Source organism: Bifidobacterium asteroides (assembly GCF_048001765.1).
GTDB classification, from domain to species: Bacteria; Actinomycetota; Actinomycetes; order Actinomycetales; family Bifidobacteriaceae; genus Bombiscardovia; species Bombiscardovia asteroides_K.
The window spans coordinates 1,352,819-1,379,537 of record NZ_CP181447.1; the positions used below are offsets into that span (position 1 = coordinate 1,352,819).

A 26,719-nucleotide genomic window follows, 5' to 3' on the forward strand; every position below is an offset into this window, starting at 1 on the left:
TTCCCCTCTCTGCGGGAGGTGGAAAGGGCCGGGGTTCCTCTATATCTGGATCTGGAGCCTGCGAAAACCGCAGCGATCAGTTGCCGAAGAAGGCGATGGAGCCGGTCAGGGCAGCCACGGTCAGAGAGATTGCGGGCACAGCCAGACAGATAAGCAGAAAACCCACATCACGAGTTCTGACATGGGAAACCCTGGCATGAGTTCGTGGCGTGTTGCCGCCGAAGCCCCGGGCCTCCATGGCCGTAGCCAAGGTCGTCGAACGCCTTATGGACAAGACCAGCAGAGCGAAGGCCTGGGGCATGAAAGCCTTGAAACGGTTCTCATCGCCCAGTCCGCGACTGCGGCGCGAGGCAGTCAGGGCCGACCAGTCGTCCTTGAGAACAGTGAAAAGCCGCATACCGGCCAACCCGCCATAGACGAAGCGATCAGGCAGATGAAGCACCTGGCTGAAGGCATCGGCCAAGTCAGTGGCATCTACTCCCAGCACGGTGATGATGGCAGGGATTCCGATAGCCAGTATTCGCAGTGCAGTAGCCAGGGCCAGGTCCAGCGATCGCTGGGTGATGTGGATCATCCCCCACTGCCAGAAAGTCGCGCCGCCGCTCTTTCCATAGAGGATGATTGCCAGGGCCGAACCCGGTGCCCCCAGGAAGATGGGCCAGGTGGATCTGACCACGCGCAGGGGTGTAAAGCCTGCCGCGCCCAGCAGCAGGAATTCCAGAACCAGGGCCATCGTGGCCGAGACCGGGTCCAGGCTGATCAGCAGGGGCAGAGCCGCCAGAAAGGCCCCGATCAGACGGAAGGCTGGATTGATGGAGGCTATGTAGGGCGACCGGCTGGCCGGTTTGACCGGCTCGTCCCGCTGATCCATTGGCGTGACAGTCAGTCTGGCGGCAACAGTCTCTTGGCGAACCTGCATATCTGACTCGGCTGCTGGCCAGATGGCCTTCCGGGCTCCTGGGGGTGTCATCTCCACCAGACGGGCATTCAGGGCCTGGACCAGCTCCCTGTCGTGGGTGACCAGGATGATGCAGGCTCCCTGGTCGCGCAGGTCTGCAATCAGCTGAGCCATGTTGACCCAGGTGTTCCTGTCTTGACCGAAGGTGGGCTCGTCAAGAATCAGCACCTGGGGTGCTGCCGCCAGGGCCGAGGCCACGGTGAGCCGCCGCTTCTCGCCGCCGGAGAGCGTGTAAGGGTTGGCGCGAGCGTACTGCCTCAGACTAAAGCGACTCAGCAGCTCCTGGGCGCGGGACTGAGCCTGGTCCTCGGTCATGCCGGTGCGGATGGGAGCCAGCTTGACCTCTTCCAGGACCGTACCCCGGGCGAACTGATGCTCGGGATTCTGAAAAACATAGGCAATACGCGCGGCCAGTTGGGATGAGGTCCACCGGATGGGCTCGGGCTGCGTGGGCATCTGCCCCTGGGGTCCCCGAAGTAGGCGTTCCTGGGCAAGGACCGAACCAGCCACCGGCTCCAGCAAACCAGCCAGGGTCATGGCCAGAGTAGACTTGCCGGCTCCGTTGGCTCCGACCAAGGCCGTGACCTGCCCGGCCCTGAATTCCAGATCGATGTGCTCGGCCACGGCCTTACCCTGACGACCAACCGCCAGATCCTGCGCGGTCAACAGGACAGGATGCTCATCCTGTCCAGGGCTGGATTGCCCAGACCTGACCTGGCCCCGTCCAAGCTCAGGAAGCGAATCCCTGGCGCTCCTATAAGCCTCGGGAACCCAGATGCCCAAGGAGGCAAGGTCCAGCCCGGGATCGGTGAAGACCTCATCGGGGCTGCCGTCGGCTATGATCACAGACTTGCGATAGGCTGCAGCATCCGGTCCGCCGGTGCCATCTTCAACCTCACCCAACCCAAGTACAATGACTCGGTCGATCATGTCCATCCAAGGCCCTGCTCGGTGCTCGACCAGAATCATAGTGGAACCTTGCCGGTCCAGAACCTTTCTGACGGCATCGACTATCTGCTCGACACCGACCGGATCCAGGTTGGCCGTGGGCTCGTCCAGCAGGAGCAGCCCAGGCTGCATGGCCAGAGCGCCAGCCAGGGCCAGACGCTGCATCTGCCCTCCACTCAGATGCATGGTGGACCGGGTCAGCTGAAGGTCGGCCAGGCCCACCTCGGCCATGGCCTGCCGCACCCGTGGCCAAATCTGATCCCGGGGCAATCCCATGTTCTCTGGTCCGAAAGCTACGTTATCGCCAAGCCGCTGAAAGATGGCCTGAGCGTCCGGATCCTGCAGAACCAGGCCCACACGTCCCCGGCTGGAGACGGCGGGATTGCCGTCAATCAAGACCTGCCCTTGGGTCACCCCGCCCTCGTCATCCTCGACCTGGTCCTGACTGCTCTGCGGGGCATGATCGCCCAGCAGTCCGGCCACACCCTCAAGGATGGTCGATTTGCCAATGCCGGAGGCTCCCAGCAGAAGCACCCGCTGACCTGCAGGAATGCTCAGCGAGAGATCCCTGACGGCGAAGTGGTTCCTGTAGGCATGGCGGTACCCCCAGCCGCGCAGTTCCAAAGCGGCTGGGCGGTAGGGATTGTCCTGGATGCTCTGATCCACTCCTGGACCTCTACTTCCCGGCCGTGCGAATATCGCGGCCGGAGGCGAAACGGTCCAAGGCCCCGGTGGCGGCGATGGCCTTGTAGAGGTACCAGACCAGCACTCCGGCAATCAGGGCGCCCGAAATCAGGGTGGCTATCAGATAGATCACCCCGTAAGGACCGGTCAAGTTGATGGCCTGCAGGTGCGTGCAGAAGGAGTACAGCCAGCAGCCGAAACCAGCGGCAGCGCCCGACAGCGCCACCGTAGACATATTCCAACGCCGGTACCGCAGCAGCATGAAGACCAGCTCGGCCATGAAGCCCTGAAGCAGACCGATCAGTATGGTCTCCACAGGCACCCAAAGGCTGCCCAGCAGCGACTCCAGGATGGCGGCGACCAGCTCGGCATAGACTGCTGCACCTGGCTTGCGTACGATGACCGATGCCAAAGGCCCGGCAAATAGGTAGAGACCGTTGAGAATGCCGCCCAGACCGGGCACAACCCCGTCCAGGAAGGACCAGGGAATGCTGGTCACCATGGCGACCACCCAGTAGATGACGGCGGAAGCCACCCCGATGACCGAGGCAACAGCGATATCCACCACCCTCCACCGTCTGGAGGGGATCCTGACCTGAGAGGGAGTCCCTTCAGACTCTGGCTCCGGTCCGGAAACAGTATTGTTCATGAAATGACCATCGGTCATGATCTTGTGCCTTTCCTCGGGGCGCTCCCCTTGAGCGCCATCCCGTTCAGGCACGGGTCCAGTGACATCCGTGCGCCGGCATTACCCGGTAAACGTTCGTCCGGTTGAGGCTGAGCCTCCTCTCAGCCGCACGCCCTTAGGCATACGGCCCCCGTGTCACCTGTCATCTTAGAACATACGATGGTCAAGAGAATCCAACAGCAAGGCCTCGGCGACGATGTTGTCGACCAGCCCCTGCAGGGAGATGGACTCATTCGGACTGTGGGCGTTGGACTGGGGATCCTCGGGGCCGGTCACCAGGACCTGAGCCTGAGGGAAGAGCCGCTTGAGCTCTGGGATGAAGGGGATGGATCCACCCTCGCCCTTGTTGACCGGGTTGCATCCGAAGGCCTGCCGCATGGCCTCCTCGGCCTGCCGGACCACTGGGCTGTCAGCATCCATGGCCCATCCCATACCCAAGTCGCTGGGCGTGACTTCCACTTTGGCTCCTCGGGGCGCATGGGCGACCAGAAAATCGGCCAGGGCCTGCACGGCCTGTTCGGGCCGCTGGGTGGGCGCAGTGCGCAGGGAGATGCGGAAGCGGGTCTTATCGGCCAGCACGTTGAAGGAGCCCTCCACTGGGTGGGCATCGAAGCCGATCACGGCCGCCGCCGGCTTGGTCCAGAGCCGAGAGGCCAGGGAGTCGGTTCCAGCCAGCTGGTAGGAATCCACCACGCCGGCATCCGCACGCAGCTGGGCCTGGTCCAGGTCACGCTGCAGGCCACCGATGGGCTGTCCGCCCTCCAGACCGGGCACCGACAGCTGACCCTGATCGTCATACATGGAGGCAATCAGCATGGCAGCCAGGGTGTTGGCGTCCAGAATGGGCCCGCCGAACTGCCCGGAGTGGACCGGGTGCTCCAAGACCGTGACCGTAACATCCAGGTCCGCATTCCCTCGCAGTGAGGTGGTCAGGCTTGGGGTGTCCGCCGACCAGTTGCCCGAGTCGGCCACGATGATCAGATCCGAGGCGAAGTCGTCCCGATGAGCCTGAAGGAAGGGAATGAAGCTTTGCGAGCCCATCTCCTCCTCCCCTTCGATGAAGACCTTGACGTTGACGCGCAGGTCCTTGCCCAAGGCATGGAGGGCACCCGAGTGGATGGCAATACCACCGCCGTCGTCGGCTGACCCGCGTCCATAAAGCCGCCCCTCCTTCTCAACGCCGGTAAAAGGATCGGTAGACCACTGGGAGGGGTCAGGCACCGGTTGTACGTCGTGATGGGCATAGAGCAGGACGATCGGGGCATTGGCATCCACCTGCCGGGATCCGATGACCTCGAAGGCTCCAGGGGTCCCGTCAGGATTGGTGGCCTGGACCACCCGGGCGTCCACACCCACCTGCCGCAGCTGCCCGGCCACATAGTCGGCCGAGCGCCGCATGTGGTCTCCGGTGATCCCCTTGGCTGAGACCGAAGCCAGGGCGATCTTGTCCTTGAGCAGATCGACGATCCTGTTCCTATCGTTTTGGACACGTGTACGGATCGTCTCCAGACCCAGTTCCGCCATCGTTACCTCCTGTGATTGCTTGCGTCTCAATGCTTGCGAGTCTAGGCGTCACCGTAACCTGTTCGCATGACATGGAACCCCTTCTCACGCAAGGATCGTCGGGACAAAGAGGCGGAGGCGGACCAGACGGCCTCTGCGGAGGATGTGCAAGGCAAGGGACGCCCCACACCCAAGCGCAAGCAGGCCGAGGCCCGGAACCTGCGCCCGCTGGTCCCCAAGGACCGCAAGGCCTCCCGCAAGGCCGCCAAGGCACGGATCCGAGCCCGTGAGGATGCCCAGTATGAGGCCATGAGGACCGGCGACATCGACCACATGCCCAAGTCGGAGCGCCTGCCCTGGAGGATTTACATCCGCGACTATGTGGATGCCCGCTTCAATCTGCTGGAATGGATCTTCCCGGCCATCATCCTTATGTTCGTGGCCACCCTGATGGGCATGTTCGTGGGTCCGCAGCATTATGCCACCTTCACCATGGTGGTGACCATCCTTCTCTATGGCTACCTGATCGTGGCCCTGGTCGACACCTGGCTGATGTGGCGCAAGCTCAAGCGCCTGCTGATTGACAAGTTCGGCGAGCGCTCGGTGGCCAAGGGGTCTCGCTCGGCCTCCTATGCCTGGCAGCGGGCCATGATGGTCCGGCGCTGGCGGGTTCCCAAGCCCAACCAGAGCAAGCGTGGACACTGGCCCAAGTGACAGCCTTTGATATTCCGGCCTGTGGGTCGGTTACACCGGGCAGTCTCGTATTCACTCCACATTCTGCTAATGGTCTTCATTCTCCCAGCCTCTACGGCTAGCATTGATTGCTATGCAGCAATCGATCAACCAATCCGACACACAGACTCTTGACCCCTGGGATGCCGACAGCCGCCAATACGACACCATCATCATCGGATCCGGCCCGGGCGGCTATGCCACGGCCCTGCGCACAGCAGAGCTGGGCGGACGGGTGGCCCTGGTCGAACAGGACCCTGTGGTTGGCGGCGTCTGCTTGAACCGAGGATGCATCCCCACCAAGGCCCTGCTGACCGCTACCCAGGTTCTCGAACAGGCCGGCCTGGGAGCCGCCATGGGCATCAACGTCGAGTCAGCCAATATCGACTACCAGAAGCTTCAGGACTATCAGGACCGGATGGTGGATGCCATGACCGGCGGTCTAGCGAGCCTGCTGAAGCAGCGTGACATCACCGTGGTACACGGCCACGGCAGCATCGTCGGCGACGGCCTGGTGGAGGTGAGCGACTGTGACGGTAATCGAACCCGTCTGACCACCTGCGACACCATCCTGGCTACCGGGTCTCATCCCCGGGCCCTGACAGAACTCCCCTTCGATGACCTGGTCATCGATACCGATCGGGCGCTGACCCTCAAGCCCTTCCCCCGCCGCGCCCTGATTATCGGGTCCGGGGCTGTGGCCCTGGAATTCGCTACCATTTGGAATCAAGCCGGCTGCCAGGTGACCCTGATGATCAGACGGGACCGGGTGCTCTCCCACTGGGGTCGGCGGACCGGTCAGATCATGACCCGGGAGCTGGAGCGTCAGGGGATTCAGATCATCACCCATGCCCGTTGCTCGGGCGGGCGTCATCTGTCCGCAGACGAGGGCATCCAGGTCGACTACCAGCCGGCCGACGATAAGGGCCAGGCAGGACAGGTTGAGACTGATCTGGTTCTGGTCGCCATAGGCAGGGACCCCAACACCGATCCCAAGCATATGAAGGACCTGGGCATCGATCTGGACGAGCATGGCCAGGTCCTGACCGACTCCCAGGGACGCACCAGCCGCGACCGGGTCTGGGCCCTGGGCGACATCACCCCGGGACACCATCTGGCCCACAGGGCCTTCCAGCAGGGTATCACCCTGGCCGATGCCGCCTCCGGTCTGGATCCTGAACCAGTCAACGAAGCCACCATTCCCCGCGTGGTCTTCTCCTCTCCCCAGGCCGCAGCGGTGGGCTTCAGCCGTAAGGAGGCCGAGGATGATCCTTCGCTGAACCAGGTCAAGGAGACCATCTACCCCATGATGGCCAACTCGCGCATGCGCATGAGCGGCCTGCAGGGCACCCTCAGCCTGATCACCGCCTGCCAAGCCACCGATTTGGAGAAGCAGATAGTGGTCGGTCTGGAGATGGTCTCCCCCCAGGCCTCTGAGAATATTGCCGAGGCCCAGCAGCTGGTGGGCAACCAGATCCCCCTGCACAGGGCGGCCGGGCTCATCCACCCCCATCCCACCTTCTCGGAAGCCATTGGAGAAGCCCTGCTCAAGGCTGACGGCAGACCCCTGAACATGCGGTAGGCATGCGGTAGACTGGTCAACCAGTGAACGTTTCCAAGTGAGGATGGCATGGCTACAGAGGACACCAAGGGCAAAAAAGCAAAAAAGAAGACCAGCACGATCAGCCAGATCGTCAAGATCTACCAATTCACTTATGCAGAGGACAAGGCCCTTCCCTGGCTACTGGCCGCAGCCATTCTGGTACCCACACTGATAGCAGTGGTGATCTGCCTGCTGGCCCATTTTGGATGGCTGTCCTGGATCCTGACCGTGCTTCTGGGCATCATGGTCGGCCTGCTCCTGGCCACCATGACCCTGACCAGGCGCTCAGACCGTGTCGGTTACGCCAAGATGGAGGGTCGCCCGGGCGCTGCAGCCGCCGTGCTGAGCGGTATCTCCAAGGCAGGCTTCTCTTTCCCCCAGGAACCCGTCTGGATCGATGCCAAGACCAAGGATGCCGTCTGGAGAGGCACCGGCCGCACTGGGGTTTACCTGATAGCCGAGGGCGACTACAACCGCGTCAATAAGGCCATGAACCGCGAGGAGGAGAAAATCCGCCGCATCACCCGCGGGTCGGCTATCCCCATCTACCGGATCAGCGTGGGCCACGGTCCAGACCAGGTCCCGCTCAACAAGCTCCAGCGCACTGTGATCAAGAAGAAGGTCAAGCTGACCGCCACCGAGCTGGAGACGCTGAACGACCGGCTGGTCACCCTGCAAAAACGGCAGAGCGCCCTGGGAATGCCCAAGGGCATTGATCCGACCAAGATACACGTCAGCCGCAAGGCCATGCGCGGGCGCTGATGTATTCCAAGGTCCCGGCATCTCCCTCAAGGAGGCGCCGGGACCTTCGCATGAAACACCCCCGTAACCTCAGTGGCGCATTGCCGAAAAAACCGGTCCTCTAGACTGGGGGACCGTTAAGGTTTCCACGAAAGGAGCAGTTCAGTGAGCGAACTTAAGTCAAAGGCCGATTGCGAAGCTCTGATAAACCAGGAGGGCGTGGAATATGTCTCAGTCAGGTTCACAGACCTGATCGGGGTCCAGCAGCACTTCACCGTCCCCGCCAGCGAATTCCTCAAAGACGCTTTCACGGACGGCATGGCCTTCGACGGCTCCTCCGTCCAAGGCTTCCAAGCCATCAACGAGTCCGATATGAAGCTGATCCCTGATCCTGAAACAGCCTACCTGGACCCCTTCCGCCGCCACCGCACTTTGAACGTGGCCTTCTCCATCGTGGACCCGGTGACCGACGAGCCTTACTCGCGCGACCCCCGGCAGATCGCCTCCAAGGCCGAGGCCTACCTGCGCTCCACCGGCATCGCCGACACGGCCTCCTTCGCTCCTGAGGCTGAGTTCTTCATCTTCGACAAGGTCCGTTTCGAGAACAGCATGCAACGCTCCTTCTACGAGGTCGACTCCATCGAAGCCCCCTGGAACTCCGGCGTGGATGTCGAGGAGGACGGCTCCGACAACATCGGTTTCAAGAACCGGGTCAAGAGGGGATACTTCCCCGTACCGCCCATCGACCACTATCAGGATCTGCGCGACGACATGGTTGCAAACCTGCAAAAGGTGGGCTTGATTCTGGAGCGCTCCCATCACGAGGTGGGCGGCGCCGGCCAGCAGGAGATCAACTACCGTTTCAACACCCTGCTGCACGCTGGCGACGATCTGATGAAGTACAAGTACGTGGTCCACGAGACCGCTGCCCTGGCCGGCAAGGCAGCCACCTTCATGCCCAAGCCCATCGCAGGGGACAACGGGACCGGCATGCACTGCCACCAGTCCCTCTGGAAGGACGGCAAGCCCCTCTTCTACGACGAGAATGGCTATGGTGGTCTCTCCGACATTGCCCGCTGGTATGTGGGCGGTCTGATTGAGCATGCCTCGTCCGTTCTGGCCTTCACCAACCCCTCCACCAATTCCTACAAGAGGCTGGTGCCCGGGTATGAGGCCCCGGTCAACCTGGTCTACTCGGCCCGGAACCGTTCAGCGGCCATCCGCATCCCCCTGGCTGGCACCTCTCCTGCCGCCAAGAGGATCGAGTTCCGCGCTCCCGACCCCTCCTGCAACCCCTTCCTGGCCTTCTCGGCCCAGCTGATGGCAGGGCTGGACGGCATCCTCAACCACACCGAGCCCCCGGCCCCCATCGACAAGGACCTCTATGAGCTGCCCCCGGAGGAGCACGCCCAGATCAAGCAGGTGCCCGGCTCCCTGGAGGAGGCCCTGAACGCGCTGGAGGAGGACCATGACTTCCTGAGCGAGGGCGATGTCTTCACCGACGACCTGATCCAGACCTGGCTGGACCTGAAGCGCGGCGAACTGGACCAGACCCGTCTGGCCCCCACACCTCTTGAGTACGAGCTCTACTTCCACATCTGAGTTCGCATAACGACTGACGCCGACTAACCGGCCAGGTCGCATAAGGCCCGATCCTTCCTGCTGAGGGGTCGGGCCTCTTTGCATCACCACGACCATCGGCATCCGCCCATTGACGGCAACACGCCAGCCCCCGCATTCCGGCAGCGGTCAGGCCAGAATGAAGGGCAGGTATGAAGACTGATCCGATGGGGGTGGAGACCGATGCGCTGGCTGCGTGAATTCATGGAGTTGCCCGTATATCTGCGAGCCATGCTCATCGTGGACCTCATGTGCAACTTCGGCATCGGCCTGGTCATGCCCATCGAACTGCTCTTCGCCACCCATTCCCTGGGCGCCACCATGAGCGAGGCCGCCCTTCTGGTGACCATCAGCTCAGTGGGGTCTCTGATCTCCAACCCCGTCATCGGCTGGGTCTCAGATCGGCGCTCCTCCTGGCTGGCCATGCACACGGCAATGATTTTCTCCGTCATCGGCCCCCTGATATTCACCGTGGCCCACGACTATCGGGCAGCAGTCGCAGGAGCCTTCGTCTCAGGCTTGGGAATGGGCATGCAGACCTCCTGGGCCAGTATTCTGACGCAGATCTCCACCAGGGAGCAGCACCGAATCGTCTACGGCATCAACCAGGCCGAGCTTAACCTGGGCATCGGCCTTGGGGCGGCCGTTGGCGGACTGCTGGCCGCCGGTGGTCAGGACTTCCTCTATCGGCTCGGCTTCGGCGGCAGGGCCTTGGGATTCGCCCTGCTCAGCCTGTCCCTGCTGGTCATCGAACGGCACTGGCAGCTGCGCCGCCTGACGGCTGAGCTCAAGGCTAAGGCGGAACAGGAGGTCGTCCAAGAATCCGTACAGTCCACCAATGCTCTGCAGGCCAGCCGATCGGACAGCGCAGAAAGCATGACCGTCAACGGTACCTTTGGAGGGCGGACCAGCTCCCTGACCAGGGTGCTGGCCTCCATGATCCTGCTGACCCTGGGCACCTTCTTCATGGATCTGTTCGGCTACTCCCAGTTCGACGCCGGCCTGGTCACCACCCTGATTTCGGATCCGCACATCCCCCGCTGGTCCCTGTCGGTGGTGGACGTGGTCAACACGTTCTCGGTGGTCATCATGAACATCGTGCTGCTGCCCCGGCTCAAGGACGCCAACCATGTGCGCCTGCTGCGCACCGTGCCGGTCTTCTGGGCTGCGGCCTGGGTGATCATCGTCCTGGGCCTGCGCCTGGATTCCACCCCCGGTGCCCTGAGTGTGGCCTCCCTGGGCATCACCATCTTCGGGCTGGGCGAGGTCATGATGGGCATCTCCCAGCCGGTGGTGGCCGCTGAGCTGGCCGGACCATCGTTCAGCGGACGCATGTTCGGCCTGCTCAACACGGCCGCCTCCCTGGGCTACATCGTGGGACCCATGTTCGCCTCCTACATCCTGGCCGGACACGAGGTCATTCCCTTCCTGGCCATGTGCGCCATCGGCCTGGTCCTGCTGGCAGTCCCCTGGTTCCTGGCCATTCCCTCGCGGCAGATCACCAGCCAGAAGAGCCCGGCCGCCGTCTAGCTTCAGACAAGACGCGGCACCGGATTAAAACTCCAAGGTTGGCTAATTCGAAGGATGGCCAAGAAGGTCTACCTGCAGTGGCCAGTCCAGCGGACTGAGTTATCTCTTTAAAGTCAGTCCTTGTTGAGAGTCAGTCCTCACCAGCGGCCCGACGGGCATCGCCGGGCTCCGAACCCGCCATCAGGGTCTTGGCCAGATCCACAAATCGCATGGTCAACGGAGAATCATCCAGGGAGCCATCTGGTCTGAGTACAGCCGGCCGGCCGGACTCCCCCGATTCGCGTAGGTCGGTCTGCAGGGGCAACTGCTCCAGCAGGGGCACCTGATACCCCAGATCCCGGGTCAGCTGGTCAGCCACACGCTGGCCGCCCCCCTGACCGAAGATGCGCAGCCGCTCTCCATTGTGCTCATACCAGGACATGTTTTCAATCACACCCTGGACCTTGGTGGGCAACTGGAGGGCCACCAGACCTGAACGCACGGCCACCTGCGAGGCCGAGGGCTGAGGGGTGGTGACCACGATCAGCCGGCTGTTGGGCAGGGCCTGGGCCACCGATAGGGCCATGTCCCCGGTGCCTGGGGCCAGATCCAACAAAAGCACATCGGGGTCGCCCCACCAGACATCAGAGAGGAACTGCTCCAGCGAGCGCTGCAGACGCGGACCCCTCCAGAGGATGGCCCGGTCCGACCCGGCGAACATGCCGATGGAGATCAGCTTTACCCCCCAAGCGGTCACCGGCATCAGCATGCCATGCAGATTGGTGGGTTGACTGTGCACGCCGAAGAGCCCGGGTAGGGAGAATCCGTAGATGTCCGCGTCAATGGCGGCCGTGTCATAGCCCAGGGCTGCCAGCGTGGCCGCAAGGTTGACGGTCACCGAGGACTTGCCTACGCCGCCCTTGCCCGAGGCGATGGCGAAGATGCGGGTGCCCACCCCAGGCTTGGAGAAGGGGTTGCTGCGCCGGGCGGCCTTGAGGTCGGCCACCAGGTTGTCCAGCTTCTCCCGGCTCATGGAGGAGACATCGATATGGGGGCGCAGCCGGGCTCGCGGGTAGGAAGTCACGGTCCCGTTGATCTGGTTGGTGATGGTGGTCGACAGCGGACATCCCTTGATGGTCAGCTCCACCCGCACGGTCACCTCATAATCGGCCTGGGCATCCTTGGCTGGCTCGACAATGATGTCGGTGATCATGCCCAGATCGGTGATGGACCGACCCAGTTCTGGATCGATGACCCGACTGAGCCGCTCATAGACCTCCCCCTTGATTCTTCGAGGCAGCTCCTCCAGATTCCGGGTCCCTTCCTTGCGATGCTCTACTTGTTCCATGCCGTCACCATATCGCGCCCAGCCATCTGCTGCTAGGGCGCGGCTGGTCGGATATTGCGAATGTCACTATCAACCTTGGGCTGGGTTCGGGTCACCGGTGTCAAGCAGACGGTGGAAGGCTGCCTCGTCCAGGATGGGCAGGCCCAGACTCTCAGCCTTGTCGGCCTTGGAACCCGGATTGGCGCCCACCACCACATAGGTGGTCTTTTTGCTGACGGATCCTGAAGCCTTGCCGCCGCGCTCTACGATGGCCTCCTTTGCAGAGTCCCTGGAGAAGTCCTCCAGACTGCCGGTGACCACCACGGTCATACCCTTCAGGGTCTGCGGCTTGGTGCTGCGCTCGACGTGAGCACCCACACCAGCTGCCTGCCAAGCATCCAGGATGCGCCCACGCCAGTCGCCTGGCTGACGGGCGCCCTGGAACCAGTCGTGAATGGAGTGCGCGATCTCGGGGCCCACACCGTCCAGCTCGGACAGGTCCTCCACGCTGGCCTCCTCCACGGCCTTGAGCGACGGGAAACGGGTGGCTATGGCCCGGGCCGAGGTCGGTCCCAGATGCCGGATGGACAGGGCCACCAGGACCCTCCACAGGTCGGCATGCCTGGCCTTGTCAATCTCTTCAAGCATCTGCAGGGTGTTCCTGGAGGGTTGGGCATCGGCACTGCCCAAGGCGGCCTCCTGGACCTGGGTCTCATGACTGTTCATGGCCCGCTCACCCTGCCCCATCTGGGCACTCTTGGGCAGGTTATAGAAGGCGGGCACCCGGTACCAAAGACCACTGCCGCCAGTCCGGTGCTTTGTTGTTGTGCGGCCCTGTCGGCCTTCGACCTCCACCTGCTCCATCAGGGGAACCTCACGCCAGACGTAGACCTGGCGCAGATCCTCCACCTTCAGGTCGAACAGGCCCGCCTCGCTGGTCAAGACCGGATCCTGACGTCGTGGAAGCTTCAGGTCCGGATCCGGCTGGTAGGGGGCTGCCTGGCCGCCCTGGTCGACCAGGACCTCACGCAGGCCGGGAGCATAGACCTCAACGGAATCAGGCCGGTTCTCGTCGGGGTTGGTCAGGGCTATGGCGCTCTGCTCCCCCAGATGCTCGATGTCCAGGGCCTTTCGCGAGGCCATGTGGATGATCCGCTCGGTCAGCTGGGCCGGGCAGGACTCCACATTGGGGCAGCGGATGTCCACATCGCCCTCCTTGGCCGGGGCCAGGCGGGCGCCGCAGCTGGGGCAGGTCTCGGGCATGACGAAGGGTCTCAGGTCCTTCTCGCGGCCCTTCCTGGCCTCGACGACCGGTCCGACCAGCTCAGGGATCACATCGCCCGCCTTGCGGACCACGACCGTATCCCCGATCAGAATGCCTTTTCGCTTGACCTCGGAGGCGTTGTGGAGGGTGGTCCTGGAAACCGTGGACCCGGCCACGGTGACGGGGGTGAGAACAGCTACCGGAGTAATCCGCCCGGTCCGGCCCACCTGGACGGTGATGTCCAGAAGCCGGGTATTGACCTCCTCCGGTGGGTATTTGTAGGCCACGGCCCAGCGGGGGGCACGGGAGGTGGCACCCAGCCTGCGCTGGAGATCCCGATCCTGAAGCTTGACCACGATGCCGTCCAGGGCATGCTCGATGTCATTGCGGTGCTGACCGTAATAGTCGATCATGTCCAGGATCTGATCGAAGGAGGTGACGACCCGGTTGTGGGGCGAGACCGGAATCCCCCACTGCTTATAGAGGTCGTAGGCCTGGGACTGGTCGATGACCTCGTCGTGGGTACCCTTGGGATGGGCCGGGCCCCATCTCAGGGAGCCCAGGCCATGGGCGTAGAAGCTCAGATGACGACTGGCGGTGATGCGCGGATCCTTCTGCCTGAGCGATCCGGCGGCGGCATTGCGAGGGTTGGCGAAGGGCGCCTTGCCCTCCTGCTCCTGCTGCTCGTTCAGGGCGTTGAAGTCGTCGAACCGCATGAAGACCTCGCCGCGGACCTCCACGAACTCGGGGATGTCGCGGGCCGGTCCCGACAAATTCTGCGGAATGCTCGAAATGGTCCTGACGTTCAGGGTGATGTCCTCCCCGGTGACGCCGTCTCCCCTGGTCAGTCCCTGCTCCAGGACCCCGTTGCGGTAGAGAAGGTTGAGGGCCAGCCCGTCTATCTTGACCTCGCTGGTCATGGGCAGAGCCTTGCCCTGCGGCCAGTCGAGCTCGTTGCGAAGCCCGTCGTACCACTGGCGCAGCTCGGCGATACTGAAGACGTCATCCAAGCTGAGCATCTGGGAGGGGTGACGGACGGAGGCGAAGTCGTTGGAGAAGGTCCCCCCGACCCGATGCGTCGGCGACTGAGGGGTATCCAAGCTGGGGAAGCGGGACTCCAGCTCCTCCAGGCAGCGCATCCTGGCATCATAGGCCGCGTCGGAGGAGACGGGCGCATCGTCTATGTAGTAGGCGACCTGGTCGGACTCCACCCAGGCGGCAAGCCTGGACCAGAGACGCTGGGCCTGTTGGGCTCCCAGAGAGTCAAGGTCCAGCTCCCCCAATCGCATGGCATCAGCATCGTCGGGCTGCAGGGATGCTATCCATCGGTCAGTGCCCGGCCTGGGCCTGGACCCGGTATTCCCGCCCTGGTCACTGGTTTGCTGAGTATCTTCCTGAGCTGTTCTGTCATGCATTGAGCGACCTCATGAACTGTGCCTGTACCACATCAACACCTTCATTATCGTCGTCGTTCATCCTTGCGGCCGCCATTGACAGTGTTCGGGCCGGGACGAAGAGCCCGCCGTCCACACAGATGCGCGCTGCCTGACGCACTATGGAGGCCACCTCTGTGTGGGGCCAGACCGGCAGGCCGTGTTCTGCCAGCACCCGGCGGGCCTGCCTGTGGTCTTCGGGCAGGACCACGCACTGGGAGCGGGCCCTGGCCTGCAGCTCGGCCAGCTCGCTCTTGAGGGCTGGTATCCGATCGGGACTGATGTGCTCGCTCATCAGGTAGGCCGCTGCAGCCACATCGAACTCGTCGCGCATCCATGAGGCATAGGCCAGGCGATAGTAGGCGAAGGAGGCATCGTCCCGGTCCAGAGCCACCCTCAGGGCATTCAGTGTGGCAGCCCTGGCCGAATCCCAGTCCTCCCGGTTGGCCAGCATGACTGCCAGCTTCAGGTGGGAGAGCGGGTAGGCGGGCGCATAGGCTACCATGGCGTTCAGGTGCTTGAGGGCCGCCTGGTCATCCTTGAGCTGGGCCAGCAGGTCGGCTATCTCCAAGTGGGCGTAGAAGAGGTTGTCAGGAATGAGCAGGGTCCGCTCACCCGGTGTGGCGAAGAGACGGTTATAGACCACCCGCTCGGCGTATGAGTTGAAGTAGCGGGGAACCTGTCCCTCGGCCGCAAAGACGGCATCCATATGGGCGATGGCATCCTGCTCAACCTGTATGCCCTGGGCTGCACCGCCGGAGAAAAGCAGATCGCGGGCTTTGACGCGCTCCTTGTCCAGCTGTGAGGACAGTGAGAAGTCAAAGTCGGGAACAGGGGTGCCGTCGATCATGGCGCTGGCAACCTGGGGGGCCAGCTGTTCCAGCTCCGGGTCGCCAATGCTCTGGATGATACCTGTTGCCGCCTGTGCCTTGGCTGCCGAAGTCATGGTCCGGTCGGAGGCCAGCTGGTGGAAACCGCCTACAGCCCTCTGCAGCAGGTCGGCACGCTGGATGGACAGATCCACGGCCTTATGTGCACCCAGGGCCTTGGCCGACTTGTCGGCAAAGGCCACCTCGGAGAACTCGGGCTCCTCCTGGCTGCCGTGAGGGCTGAATTGGTCATCGCGCATGTCGAACTCGGCCTCTGTAGGCTTGAGCCCGCCCTGGGAATCCACCTGCATGGTCGCGTCGAAGAAGCGGTAGATGGCACGTGGATCCTTCAGACCCTGTGAACGGATGCGGGAGAGGAAGAGCTCCCTGCTGAAGACCACCGAGACCAGGGTGCGGATGGTCGGATTACTCTGCAGGGCACTGAGCGGATTCTGGGATCCGTCGCCCTCGCTCTGATCCGTAGAGGCGTCCTCATCCGGAACACCCTCGTTGGTTGCATCATCGGCAGTCGATTCATCCGCATCGGTCCCATTGGCCGACGACGGCGGCGCAAAGGCGGCAGAGTCAAGGTCCACGCCCTGCATGAGATCCTTGAACTCACGGTCCACCGATTCCTTTTCGCCCTGATCCTCGGCCTTGTCCCCCTCATCCCCTTCTCCTTGCTCAGGAGCCAACCGGGAGGCAATGGGCTTGGTTGGATCCCCATGCACGTCGCCATCCTTGGGATCAGCCTTGGATCCAGTGGGGGCCACTTCACCTGAACGCATGCGCTCAAAGGCCTCCAGGGCCTGTCCCATCATGGTCCTGATAGCCGAGTTCTGCTGGTCGACAGCCTCTTCCAGACCGATGGAGTCGATCTGCAGGCTGACCTCACGCACGGACGGATCCACCCCGAAGGCCAGGGCGGCCATCATCAGCCCGACACGCAGGTTGTAGTCAGCACTCATGGCGGAACGCTCGCCCTCGTCCAGATCCCGCCAGGCCCGTGACTGGTCCTCATAGCGACTGGAGGGCATCATGGTACGCCCAGCCGCAGTGAAAGCCAGGGCCACCTGCCCCTGGGCCAGGTTGGACCTGAACTCCACATCGAAGCGGAAGGGCAGCCGGAGGGATCGCATCAGCATGGACAGCGTCTGCCGGTAGACCCACTCGGAACGCACCGGCTCCTGACCCTGGCCATCCGCTCGCACAGGCAGTGCCTGGGGAGCCTGTTGACTGACCATGACGGCGGTGGCCGAAGCCTTGTCGACCATGGCGTTGATGGCGGTTCGCCCGTCATCCTCCAGGGGATCGAAGTGAATCGGATAGTCCCCCGGGCGCAGCAGGGCGACAATGGCAGGATCGTCCAAAAGGGCCTGGTCCAACCGGGTTGCCTGGACGCGGTTGATCGAGTCCTCGGTGGGCAGCGTTCCCAGGTGGGCATTGCGCTCCAGCCAGGCGCTGACGGCGGCAAACCTGTTGAGATTGCCTTCAATGCGCAGGGCCGCAAGGGCGGCAGTGAACTCCAGTCCGTTGTCCCAGCTGAGGAAGTAGGCGCCAGAATAGGAGGAAGCATACAGATGCAGGGGTTCGGCCCCATGAACGGCCTCAAGACCCGAGACGGGTGAGAGGGCCCCGGCCTCACGCATCAGGTCGGCGAACAGATCCTCCAGACCGGAGACCCGCTGTCCGTGGGAGCGTGCCTGGATCATGTCGCCTACGCTGCGTCGGATGGCTCCCATGGGTGCCTCACGGTTGAGCCGGTAGAAGATGTTGCCCGAGCCGAACCCGGTGAAGGTTCCCTGGATGCGCGGCAGCAGATAGGCGGCGAAGAAGGCGATGGCCACGGCATCCCGGTATTCCAGGTCCAGGCGCATCTCAGGAGGCAGGAGTGGACGCAGCTGCTCAAGTGAATAGCGGCCATCGGCTCGCAGCCAGGAGGCCAGCCAACGCATGTGGCCGGCATCGTCACGGCCTGCCACAGCACCCTGCAGGGCGCGGACCGGCCCTGAATCCTGACCCGGATCACGACCCAACCGGCGACCGTCGGCCAGGGTCACCTCCTCCTCCCGACCCAGCAAGAAGGCAGGTTCCATGTTCTGCAGGTCCATCCGACTCTGCTCACCGATGAAAACCCGGCCATGGTCGTCTGCCAGAGCGATCTGAGCAAAGTGACGACGATCGGTGAAGATCCCCAGCGCGAAACCACGGCCCGGCGCGCCAGGCCACTGGACCCAGCCCAGCGTCAGCCCCTCGGGCACGCCCTGCAGACGAGGAAAAAGCCGACGCTTGACAGCGATACCCAGAACACGACTGTGGGAGGCCAGAAATTCGCGCATCTGACGATCATCTGGATGGTGCCCCGTCCGGTTAATCAAATCAACCATGTCGGCCACCGAAGAATCCAGGGGACGATCCCCGCTACTCCCAGCAGTCGGCCGAGAGGAGCCGACCAGTCCCTCCAGTGCGGAAAGAATGGAACGGCACAGACCGGACAGATCACCGAGCCCCCGGGACTTCTTCGCGTTCTTGGACATACCTTTGATTGTCCCAATCCAGCCAGACATGTCGCCGTTAGAATAAAACCGTGATGACTCTGCCAGTCCTACAACGCTCCAACCCGGCCAGGGGTACGACCATTCGCCTGCTGCTGGCACTTGTTGTTGTGCTCCTCCTCGAACTGGGGGTATTCAATCTGGCCCACTGGCAGTCGCTGGCGGGTTCCTCCTCAACCTCTTCGGCAAGAACTGCAGGCAATATTGAGCCCCGGTCAGCCCAGCTGGGGCCAGGACTGTCCGCGCTGCCGGGCGGAGGTCTGAAGGTCACCGATCCCGCCGGCGCCTGGATGGATGTCCCTGTCGCCGATGGACAGGCATCCTTCGTCCAGGCCCATCTGGCAGAAGACATGGAGGGTTCGCCCCTGGCACAGATTCATGTGCGTCTGGACCTGCGCCTGGCCGGCGACAAGGGTTGGACCCCGGGCACCCGAGGACTGATCTGTCCCGGTCAAGACCGCAGCCACTATCTGCGCATCAGAGGCAAACCCAACGGATCCCGGATCCAGGCCATGCGACTGTGGATACAGGAGCCCATCGGATCCCGGCTGGAGCTGACCGGGATAACTTCGACCGAGGTGGTCCCCCTGGACTTCAATCCGGCACGGATACTGATGTTGGTCTGTCTGGCGGCGCTGATCCTGGGCTACCTGCCAGGCTCGGTCCTTTGGCGGACCCGGCTGAATACTGGTTCGATGAGCCAGCGCCTGGCCCTGGCTCTGATTCTGGCCCCACTGGCAGCCTGGTCCTGCTGGAACATCCAGCATGATCTGTCCACCTTCACCCCCATGGCCTACCACCAGCCGAATGCCTACGTCTACGACTTCAACCAGTACGACCACGTGGCCCAGGCCCTGCTGCACGGAAGCCCCTGGCTGGATCTGGGCCAGGCACCTGGCTTGGCCAAGGCGGCCAACCCCTTTGACATAGCCATCCGCAACGCACTCCTAGCCCAGGATCAGCAACCAATATATTGGGATTATGTCTATCGGGGCGGCCACTGGTATTCCTACTTCGGTGTCCTGCCGGTGCTGCTGCTCTTCCTGCCCTACCGAGTGATAACCAGCCTGGTGCATCCGGGTGGCTATGCCCTGCCCACCAGCTCGGCTGCGGCCCTGCTGGTCGCGGCGGCAACCATCATGACCGCCCTGGCCACCATCCGCCTGCTGGCCCGATGGTTCCCCCGGGTTAACCTGGCCGTGGTCGGCATGGCCCTTATAACCATGCTGGGAGGATCCGGCATGGCCTACCTCTGGTGCCGCCGCAACTTCTATACGATTCCCTTCGATGCCTCTTTGCTGGCGGTCATGACCGGACTTTGGATCTGGATGGGGGCCAGACGTGTCCGGCGACAGTCTGCGAACGCCGGTGAGCACCCGGGTCATCAGCCGACACGGATGTGGACCGTGGAGGACGGGGACCAAGGCTGGCATCTGTCCAGACCTCGACTCTTTTTTGGATCGTTGTCAGTGGCTACCACCCTGGGCTGCCGACCAACCTTCCTGGCTGCCGGCCTGCTGGCGCTGCCCCTGTTCGCCAAGGAAATAAGGGCAGTCATCAACGCCCTGTTCAATCGCGGGAGCCATCCCGCCGACCTGCCTCGGAGGCGGGCGTTGTCCCTGCTGGTCTGTGGCCTGTTGCCGGTCTTCCTGGTGGCTGCTCCCCTGCTCTGGTACAACCGCTGGCGCTTCGGATCCCTGCTGGACTTTGGCAACCGGTATCAGATGACCGTCCTGGACCTGACCAACTATCATCCCGGCACCCAGGGCCTGCTTCAGATTTTTGGCTACTACCTGCTGCAGCCGTTGACCAGCCTGCCGGTCTTCCCCTACCTGCAATTCTCCCCTGCTCCCATGCGGTTCTGGCACTTCACCGAACCTGGCCTGGGCGGGCTGCTGATCACTACACCGGTACTCATACTGACCCTTGTACTTCTTGCTCTGTCCAGGATGCGAAAGGAACTGCAGCGTCGGGGGTGGATGCCCGCCTTGATCCTGGCCCTGGCTCTGGCAGTCCTGGTCATGGTTGCAGACTCCTATATAGGCGGGTTCTCGGTGCGCTACAGCATCGATTTCGCCTGGCTGATCTGCCTGGTTGCTGTTGTGGTCATGGCCACCGCATCCTCAACATACGAAGACGGCCGCTCCACAGCGGGAGCGGCCGTCATGAGCCTGCTAACACTGGCCTGTCTGGCTGGACTGGTCCTGACATTCATCAACGCCATGGTCCTGCTGGAGCACTTCGACCTCAGTCAGGCCATGAACGTAGCCGTCTGGTTTATAGCACCCTGAGCCCAGCCGACGGTGATGTCAGGAATCCAGCCCCTGCTGTTTGAGGGCCTGGTGATACCGGTCGACCATGTCAGCCACGATGCCATTGCCATCGCCACCCGACAAGGTGATGACCGAGGCCAGAGGCATGGTGTCGAAGAGCTGAGCTGTGTTGGGATCGTCGGGCAGCGGTATGCCATCCTGATCGATACGATCACGCAGGATAGGTCCCCCGATCGAATTCTCGCGCCACTCGGCCATGGTCGATTCGGCATTCAGCGGAATGAACCGGCCGTCGCCATCCACCTGCAGGTCCTCTTCTGCAATCAGATCACGGCTGGAGGTACCCACCTGGATGCGGTAGGTGCCCGCCTCCACATGCCAGGCATCCATGGCCGTCGACCAGTAGGCGAAGTCGCGCTCGGTCAGGTCCATGCTCACCCTGTTGGACTGTCCAGCCTTCAGGAAGACCTTGGTGAAGGCCTTGAGCTCATGACTGGGCCGATTCACCCGGCTGGCGCAGGGGGCCACATAGACCTGCACGGTCTGAGCACCGTCCACCTGCGAGGTGTTGGTCACGGTCACCTCCACCCGAGCCGAGTTGGCTCCGGTCTTGGTCACCACGACCTGATCCAGATCGAAGTCAGCATAGGACAGACCGAATCCGAAGGGGAAGGCCACCGGACGCTGGAAGGTGTCGTAGTAGCGGTAGCCCACGTAGACACCCTCGCCGTAACGGGAATGACCCTCCTCGCCGGGGAAGGAAGTGATGGTGGGGTTATCCTCCAGCCGAACCGGGATGGTTTCAGGCAGATGGCCCGAAGGATTGGCGGCACCGGTCAGCACATCCACCACGGCGCGTCCACCCTCCTGACCCAAAAGCCAGGTCTCCAGCAAGCCCTTGGTCTTGTCCATCCAGTCAGCAACCGTCACCACTGCTCCATTGGAGAGGACGGCGACCACCCGGTCATTGACCTCGGACACGGCCTTGAGTAGAGCCACCTGCTTGTCGGGAAGATCCATGCTGGTGCGGTCGAAGCCCTCGGACTCGGCATCTTCAGGCAATCCCAGGAAGAGCACCACGGTGTCGGCTCCGCGCGCCACATCCAGCGCCTGCTGGGTCAGAGCAGGATCCTGCTCCTTCTCGTCCAGTGTGAACCCAGGCGCGAAGTCCACATTCACGCCGGCCTCCTTGAAGCCATCCAGCGCTGATGAGACCTCGGTGGGTGTGATGTGCGAGGAGCCTCCGCCCTGATAGCGCGGAGTCCGGGCGAATTCGCCAATGACGGCAACTTTCTGCTTCGGATCAAGAGGCAGGATCCGGTCCTCGTTGCGCAAGAGGACGATGGACTCCTGGGCCGCGCGACGGGCCATGTTGTTGTGTTCCTGGACATCGTAGCGATAACCCTGTTGGGACATGGCCGGTCGGGCCTTGTCGATCAGGTCCAGGATTCCCTGGGCCATCCGGTCCAGCTGCTCCTTGTCCAGCTTGCCAGCCTGTACAGCCTGGACTACCTGGTCATCAGTGCGGGAGGGCGGCATCTCCAGGTTGAGTCCGGCCTGCAGAGCGTTGACCCTGTTGTGGACGGCACCCCAGTCTGACATGACCATGCCTTGGTAGCCCCACTCGCCGCGCAGAACGTCCGTCAGCAGCCAGCGGTTCTCCGAGCTGAAAACCCCATTGATCTTGTTGTAGGCACACATGATGGTCCATGGCTTGGCATTCCTGACCACATATTCGAAGGCCGGCAGGTAGATCTCGCGCAGGGTACGGGCATCCACGTCAGAGCTGACCCTGAGCCGGTCGGTCTCCTGGTTGTTGGCTGCAAAGTGCTTCAGAGAGGTTCCAACCTCCTTGGATTGGACACCCTCAACCAGACCTGCGGCTTCATGCCCAGCCAGCACAGGATCCTCCGAGTAAAACTCGAAATTGCGGCCGCCCAGCGGGCTTCGCTTGATGTTGATGCCTGGCCCCAGGATTACAGCCACCTTCTCCTGGATACACTCCTCGCCCATGGCCTGGCCCACCTGGTATGTCAGATCAGGATTCCAGGAGGAGGCCAGTCCGGCAGTCGGAGGGAAGCAAGTGGCCGGAACCGATCCGTAGACGTCAGAACCTGTGGCCTTGCGCAGGCCGTAGGGGCCGTCGGTGATCATATAGCCTTCATAACCCTTGTCGGGCAGCCCCTGCAGGTGCCAGGAGTCGGACCCCGAGGTCAGTGAGGCCTCCTCTTGCAGGTCCAGATCCTTGGCTTTGGTATGCGTTTGTTCTGTCATGTCTTTTTCCTTTCGGGTTCGATTATCCGGTCCGCTGCTCAGCACAGGTCCGGGTTACAGGTTTTCAGACTCACTTGACCTTGCGAATCATCATGATGAATACGGTTCCCACCAGCAGGCAGACGATGGCGACTGGGAAGATCATCCTGTAGCCGCCGAAAACGCCAATGACCAGCGTGGTGCACCCGGGGGCGATCACCTGACCGATCGTATTGGCCAGGTTAAGGATGCCCAGGTCCTTGCCCGCCTCCTTGGCGTTCGGCAACACATCGACATTCAGAGCCTGGTCGACTGACATGTAGCAGCCGTTGCCGATTCCTGCCAGGGCGGCATAGAAGTACATGCCAGTGGCGGTTGGCATCAGGAAGGGGAAGAGTATGCCGAGGGCGAGAATCAGGCAGCTAGTGGATACAATCACCTTCCGCCTGTGCAGGAAGTCCGAGAGCGGGCCCGATACCACGGAGGCCAGGATGGTGGTCACCACCGAGATCAGGGCCATGATCTTGAGTGTGGATGCGGCCTGGGTATCACTCAGATAGCAGTACTTCTGCAGTATGTAGAGCTGGTAGCCCTGAATCATGAAGCAGCCGACGACGAAAGTGAACCTGCCCAGAAGAGCCAGGTAGAAGTCGCGGCAATTCTTAGTGGGCGGTATGAAGGACCGGCCGACATCTGCCCAGGTCCGTTCTACGACTGTGTTGGCAGCCGACTTCTCCCGGGGCCAGATCAGCACGGTGAGAATACCAGAGAAGAGGAAAATAATCATGGCGACTACCAGACCGGTATGGATGTTGCCCATGAACGAGCTGCCGATGATCGTTCCCAGCTGCTGACCGATGACCTGGCTGGCACCATAGAGTGCCGAATAGGTTCCCCTGGTCGACTCGGGAATCCTATCTGAGAGGACTGCGACGGCCGGGGCTATCAGGCAGTTGATACCCACCTGCACAATGCACCAACCGAAAATGATCATGGGGAGTGTATGGGACTGGATGACCAGCAGGAAGCCAAGGGCGCCGATAATGCCACCTAGCACGATCCAGGGGGTGCGCTTACCGACTCGGAACCTGGACATGTCTGAGAGAGCACCGAAAACAACGTTGGCCACCAAGGCGAACACACAGCCAATCGAATTCATTGTCCCCAGAGCCGCTTCAGCGCTGACTCCATGCAGGGAATTGAAGATCTGCGGCAGGAGGACACCGGACCCCATAGTAAAGGGCGCAGCCCAGAGCAGGGAAACCAGAACGAACCCAATGGCAAAACGGATCTTCTCCGCATTGTTGAGCCTTCTGCCCGTATCCGGAGCCAGGCTCGCATCCACCCCCTGTCCAGTGACAGCACCTCCGGTCTCATCTGCAGAGGCCATGGTCTTGATGTCCTCCCCGATTCGGGCGCCAACCCCCTCGGTTGGGTCTCCCCTTCGATTCTTATCTTCGTCTACCATCGTTATCACTCCTTCGTGTGCAGCCTTGCAATCAGTGGCTCATCATTGAGCCGTGTCAATCTCCCCCTTCCATAACCGACAATTGTTCAGAACATATTATCGGAGTGAACAGTGCATTCAGTGGGCTATAAACACACTATTTTTCCGATAGCTGAGACGACTGAGTTCACATATCCGCGGAATTTCAAGGATTCTGGCAGGAGTGACAGGGCTAGATATCCGTTGCCTGGCATGTCGAAAAAATAGCCGGGCTGACCAGTCAACCCGTAGGACTTAATGAGGCCAAGAATCAATTCCTCCTCGTCGATGACCTGAGGAAAACGCAACAGAACGTTCCAGCCTCCCTCAGGTCTGAGCAGGGAGACACAGGACTCCTTTTGGCTCAATGTCTGTCTAAGGATTTCGAGATTGCCCCTGACTCGTTCCCCCACTCGGCTGGTCTGGCCGGGAATATCCGATAGCATGGCCTCCATGTCCCTGGTGACCAGAAGGCTCATGGGCAGGTAATCGTCGGCTATCAGGTCTAGATGGCGCTTGGCCTCGGCAACCTGGTCCGCTGGCCCGGAAACCTGAATCCAGCCCACCTTGGCATGGGGGGCGGCCAGGCTCTTCGAGAACCCATCCAGGGCGAAGGTCAGTACCCTGTTCTCCCCGGCCAGTCGGGCACGACCCGGCAGGGGATCCAGAGGGTAGTCGAAAAAGACCTCGTCGGCAATGATGGCCATCCCATGCCGCTGACAGAGTTCCAGCAGCGACTGGCGTTCTTCCGGATGAATATATGAGCCGGTGGGGTTGTTGGGGTTGATAAGGACCAAGGCACGGATACAGTCGCCCTTAGGCCCCTCCAGAGCCTGTCTGACCGTGGCCAGATCAAGAACCCAGGACCCATCGTAGGACAGACGGTATGGGATTGTTCGGACGCATTCCAGACCGGCGATGGATTCGATCAGAGGATATCCGGGCCTGGGCTCCAGAATGTCATCACCCGGGTCGCAGAGAAGTTTCATCAGCCAGGAATAAGCCTGGGACGTGGAGGAGAGCAGATAGAGGTCATCAGGATCGACCGCTGTACCGCCTTGGTTCTCCTTCAACCCCTGACGTCTGGTCAGAAACTCAGCCAGGGACTGGCGGGCCTTAAGAGGTCCCCTCGGTTCGGCCTCATAGACTTGGGGCAGGAATGCCGGGGCCAGTCCGAAGCGGGTGGGATTGGAATCATTCAGCTTGTCTAACTTGAGACCATGAGCTTGTGCTTCCGATTCGGACAGAGCTATGCGATTGGGGCGGTCAGACCCGGTACGGTGAGAAAAATGCACGATTCTTCAGCTCCTCATCCGATCCAGCAGCCGCCCGAACGCCCCATGCAGGGTGGTCGCAGAAAACGCTCTGATTCACCCCAGGTGCTTTTGCCGAAGGTCGGCCAGATAGGCTGCACCGACAATGCCGGCCTGGTTGCGCAGCTTGGCGGCCACAATGGGAGTCTTGATGTCGATGTGAGGCAGGAACTTTTCGCTCATCCGGCTGACTCCGCCGCCGACGACGAAGAAATCGGGATTGAAGTAGTGCTCGAGCAGTCGGTAGTACTTGGTCAGACGATTGGCCCACTTCTTATAGCTCAGCTTCTTGCGGTCGCGCACCGAAGAGGCTGCGTACTTCTCTGCGTCTTTACCATCCAGCGTCAGGTGACCGAGCTCACTGTTGGGAATCAGCACACCGTTGTAGATCAGAGCCGTACCGATACCGGTGCCCAATGTGGTAGCAATGACCAGGCCCTTCTGCCCCTTGGCCGCCCCATACTGCACCTCGGCGAGACCGGCTGCATCCGCGTCGTTGACAACGCTGACGGGCCTGCCGCAGGCCTTGGAAAGAACCTCCTGAACATTGGTGCCTACCCAGGCCTGGTCCAGGTTGGCCATGAAATCGAGAGGCTTGTCAGGCTTGACAGGGGCCGGGAAGGCGATGCCCACGGGCACATCCGAAGGGACTTCAAAACGATCCAAGAGCTCCTTGACGACAACCCCCACAGCCTCTGGGGTGGAATGCTCGGGAGTCAGAATCTTCTTGCGAGGCTCTGCAAAATCACCGATCGTCAGGTCAACAGGGGCAGCCTTGATACCGGATCCACCAATATCCACTCCGAAAGCCTGCGCTGTTTCAATCATTGCTGCTCCTTAGCTGATCAAAGATGAGGGTTCGAACCGGCACGGTAGCGATTGTACCCCAAGGCATGCCTCTGCGCCCCTTGGTAGCGGCACAAACCGGACCAAACTCGGGCCCTTACGGCTGACCTTGTG

At 62.0% G+C, this 26,719-nt stretch carries 16 protein-coding genes, 2 pseudogenes and 1 riboswitch; of the genes and pseudogenes, 6 read left to right on the plus strand and 12 right to left on the minus strand.

Annotated elements, in window-relative coordinates; genetic code table 11:
- Window positions 1–76 precede the first annotated feature (76 nt).
- From ACNAOV_RS05320 to ACNAOV_RS05340, 5 genes and pseudogenes are all read right to left on the minus strand, one after another.
- Window positions 77–1,072, minus strand: a complete 996-nt coding sequence (locus tag ACNAOV_RS05320) for an energy-coupling factor transporter transmembrane component T family protein (RefSeq protein WP_416518160.1) — start codon at window positions 1,070–1,072, stop codon at window positions 77–79.
- 90 nt (window positions 1,073–1,162) lie between these two features.
- Window positions 1,163–1,555: pseudogene (locus ACNAOV_RS05325) on the minus strand (ATP-binding cassette domain-containing protein); the annotation flags it as partial.
- A 456-nt stretch (window positions 1,556–2,011) separates the two neighbouring features.
- Window positions 2,012–2,572, minus strand: a pseudogene (locus ACNAOV_RS05330) (energy-coupling factor ABC transporter ATP-binding protein); the annotation flags it as partial.
- A gap of 10 nt (window positions 2,573–2,582) precedes the next feature.
- Window positions 2,583–3,311 carry an ECF transporter S component gene (locus ACNAOV_RS05335; RefSeq protein ID WP_416516894.1) on the minus strand — a complete coding sequence of 243 codons (729 nt, stop codon included), beginning with the start codon at window positions 3,309–3,311 and terminating at the stop codon, window positions 2,583–2,585.
- Window positions 3,307–3,422, minus strand: a riboswitch (TPP riboswitch). Its footprint overlaps the gene before it by 5 nt.
- 3 nt (window positions 3,423–3,425) lie before the next feature.
- Window positions 3,426–4,802 (minus strand): dipeptidase, encoded by a 1,377-nt coding sequence (locus ACNAOV_RS05340; RefSeq protein ID WP_416516895.1) that lies wholly within the window; start codon window positions 4,800–4,802, stop codon window positions 3,426–3,428.
- A gap of 66 nt (window positions 4,803–4,868) precedes the next feature.
- Between ACNAOV_RS05340 and ACNAOV_RS05345 the strand changes: the two genes are divergently transcribed.
- From ACNAOV_RS05345 to ACNAOV_RS05365, 5 genes are all read left to right on the plus strand, one after another.
- Window positions 4,869–5,495 carry a DUF3043 domain-containing protein gene (locus ACNAOV_RS05345; RefSeq protein WP_416516896.1) on the plus strand — a complete coding sequence of 209 codons (627 nt, stop codon included), beginning with the start codon at window positions 4,869–4,871 and terminating at the stop codon, window positions 5,493–5,495.
- A gap of 112 nt (window positions 5,496–5,607) precedes the next feature.
- A complete protein-coding gene (locus tag ACNAOV_RS05350) occupies window positions 5,608–7,095 on the plus strand; it encodes a dihydrolipoyl dehydrogenase family protein (RefSeq protein WP_416516897.1) in 1,488 nt (495 codons plus the stop codon).
- Between the two features lie 48 nt (window positions 7,096–7,143).
- Complete coding sequence (locus ACNAOV_RS05355) at window positions 7,144–7,878, plus strand: DUF4191 domain-containing protein (protein WP_416516898.1); 735 nt, start codon at window positions 7,144–7,146, stop codon at window positions 7,876–7,878.
- Window positions 7,879–8,022: 144 nt separating this feature from the next.
- Window positions 8,023–9,459 (plus strand): type I glutamate--ammonia ligase, encoded by a 1,437-nt coding sequence (gene glnA / locus ACNAOV_RS05360; RefSeq protein WP_110413121.1) that lies wholly within the window; start codon window positions 8,023–8,025, stop codon window positions 9,457–9,459.
- A 222-nt stretch (window positions 9,460–9,681) separates the two neighbouring features.
- Window positions 9,682–11,007, plus strand: a complete 1,326-nt coding sequence (locus ACNAOV_RS05365) for an MFS transporter (RefSeq protein WP_416516899.1) — start codon at window positions 9,682–9,684, stop codon at window positions 11,005–11,007.
- 130 nt (window positions 11,008–11,137) lie between these two features.
- Here ACNAOV_RS05365 and ACNAOV_RS05370 read toward each other — a convergent pair whose 3' ends face one another.
- The 3 genes from ACNAOV_RS05370 to ACNAOV_RS05380 all read right to left on the minus strand — a co-directional run bounded on the left by ACNAOV_RS05370 (window position 11,138) and on the right by ACNAOV_RS05380 (window position 18,416).
- Window positions 11,138–12,334, minus strand: a complete 1,197-nt coding sequence (locus ACNAOV_RS05370; RefSeq protein WP_416516900.1) for an Mrp/NBP35 family ATP-binding protein — start codon at window positions 12,332–12,334, stop codon at window positions 11,138–11,140.
- A 69-nt stretch (window positions 12,335–12,403) separates the two neighbouring features.
- Complete coding sequence (gene ligA / locus ACNAOV_RS05375) at window positions 12,404–14,992, minus strand: NAD-dependent DNA ligase LigA (RefSeq protein ID WP_416516901.1); 2,589 nt, start codon at window positions 14,990–14,992, stop codon at window positions 12,404–12,406.
- Window positions 14,985–18,416, minus strand: coding sequence for a tetratricopeptide repeat protein (locus tag ACNAOV_RS05380; RefSeq protein ID WP_416516902.1), 3,432 nt, complete (start codon window positions 18,414–18,416; stop codon window positions 14,985–14,987). Before ACNAOV_RS05380 ends, ligA begins: the two co-directional genes overlap by 8 nt.
- Window positions 18,417–18,466: 50 nt before the next feature.
- Between ACNAOV_RS05380 and ACNAOV_RS05385 the strand changes: the two genes are divergently transcribed.
- A complete protein-coding gene (locus ACNAOV_RS05385) occupies window positions 18,467–20,725 on the plus strand; it encodes a hypothetical protein (RefSeq protein ID WP_416516903.1) in 2,259 nt (752 codons plus the stop codon).
- An 18-nt stretch (window positions 20,726–20,743) separates the two neighbouring features.
- On the opposite strand, the gene ACNAOV_RS05390 is transcribed toward ACNAOV_RS05385, so the two are convergent.
- From ACNAOV_RS05390 to ppgK, 4 genes are all read right to left on the minus strand, one after another.
- On the minus strand, window positions 20,744–22,981 hold the full coding sequence (locus ACNAOV_RS05390) for an exo-alpha-(1->6)-L-arabinopyranosidase (RefSeq protein WP_416516904.1): 2,238 nt from the start codon (window positions 22,979–22,981) through the stop codon (window positions 20,744–20,746).
- A gap of 70 nt (window positions 22,982–23,051) precedes the next feature.
- Entirely contained in the window at window positions 23,052–24,428 is a 1,377-nt protein-coding gene (locus ACNAOV_RS05395) for an MFS transporter (protein ID WP_416516905.1), read from the minus strand.
- 125 nt (window positions 24,429–24,553) lie between these two features.
- Window positions 24,554–25,741 (minus strand): pyridoxal phosphate-dependent aminotransferase, encoded by a 1,188-nt coding sequence (locus tag ACNAOV_RS05400; RefSeq protein WP_416516906.1) that lies wholly within the window; start codon window positions 25,739–25,741, stop codon window positions 24,554–24,556.
- A 75-nt stretch (window positions 25,742–25,816) separates the two neighbouring features.
- Entirely contained in the window at window positions 25,817–26,587 is a 771-nt protein-coding gene (gene ppgK, locus ACNAOV_RS05405; RefSeq protein ID WP_110413135.1) for a polyphosphate--glucose phosphotransferase, read from the minus strand.
- Window positions 26,588–26,719 lie beyond the last annotated feature (132 nt).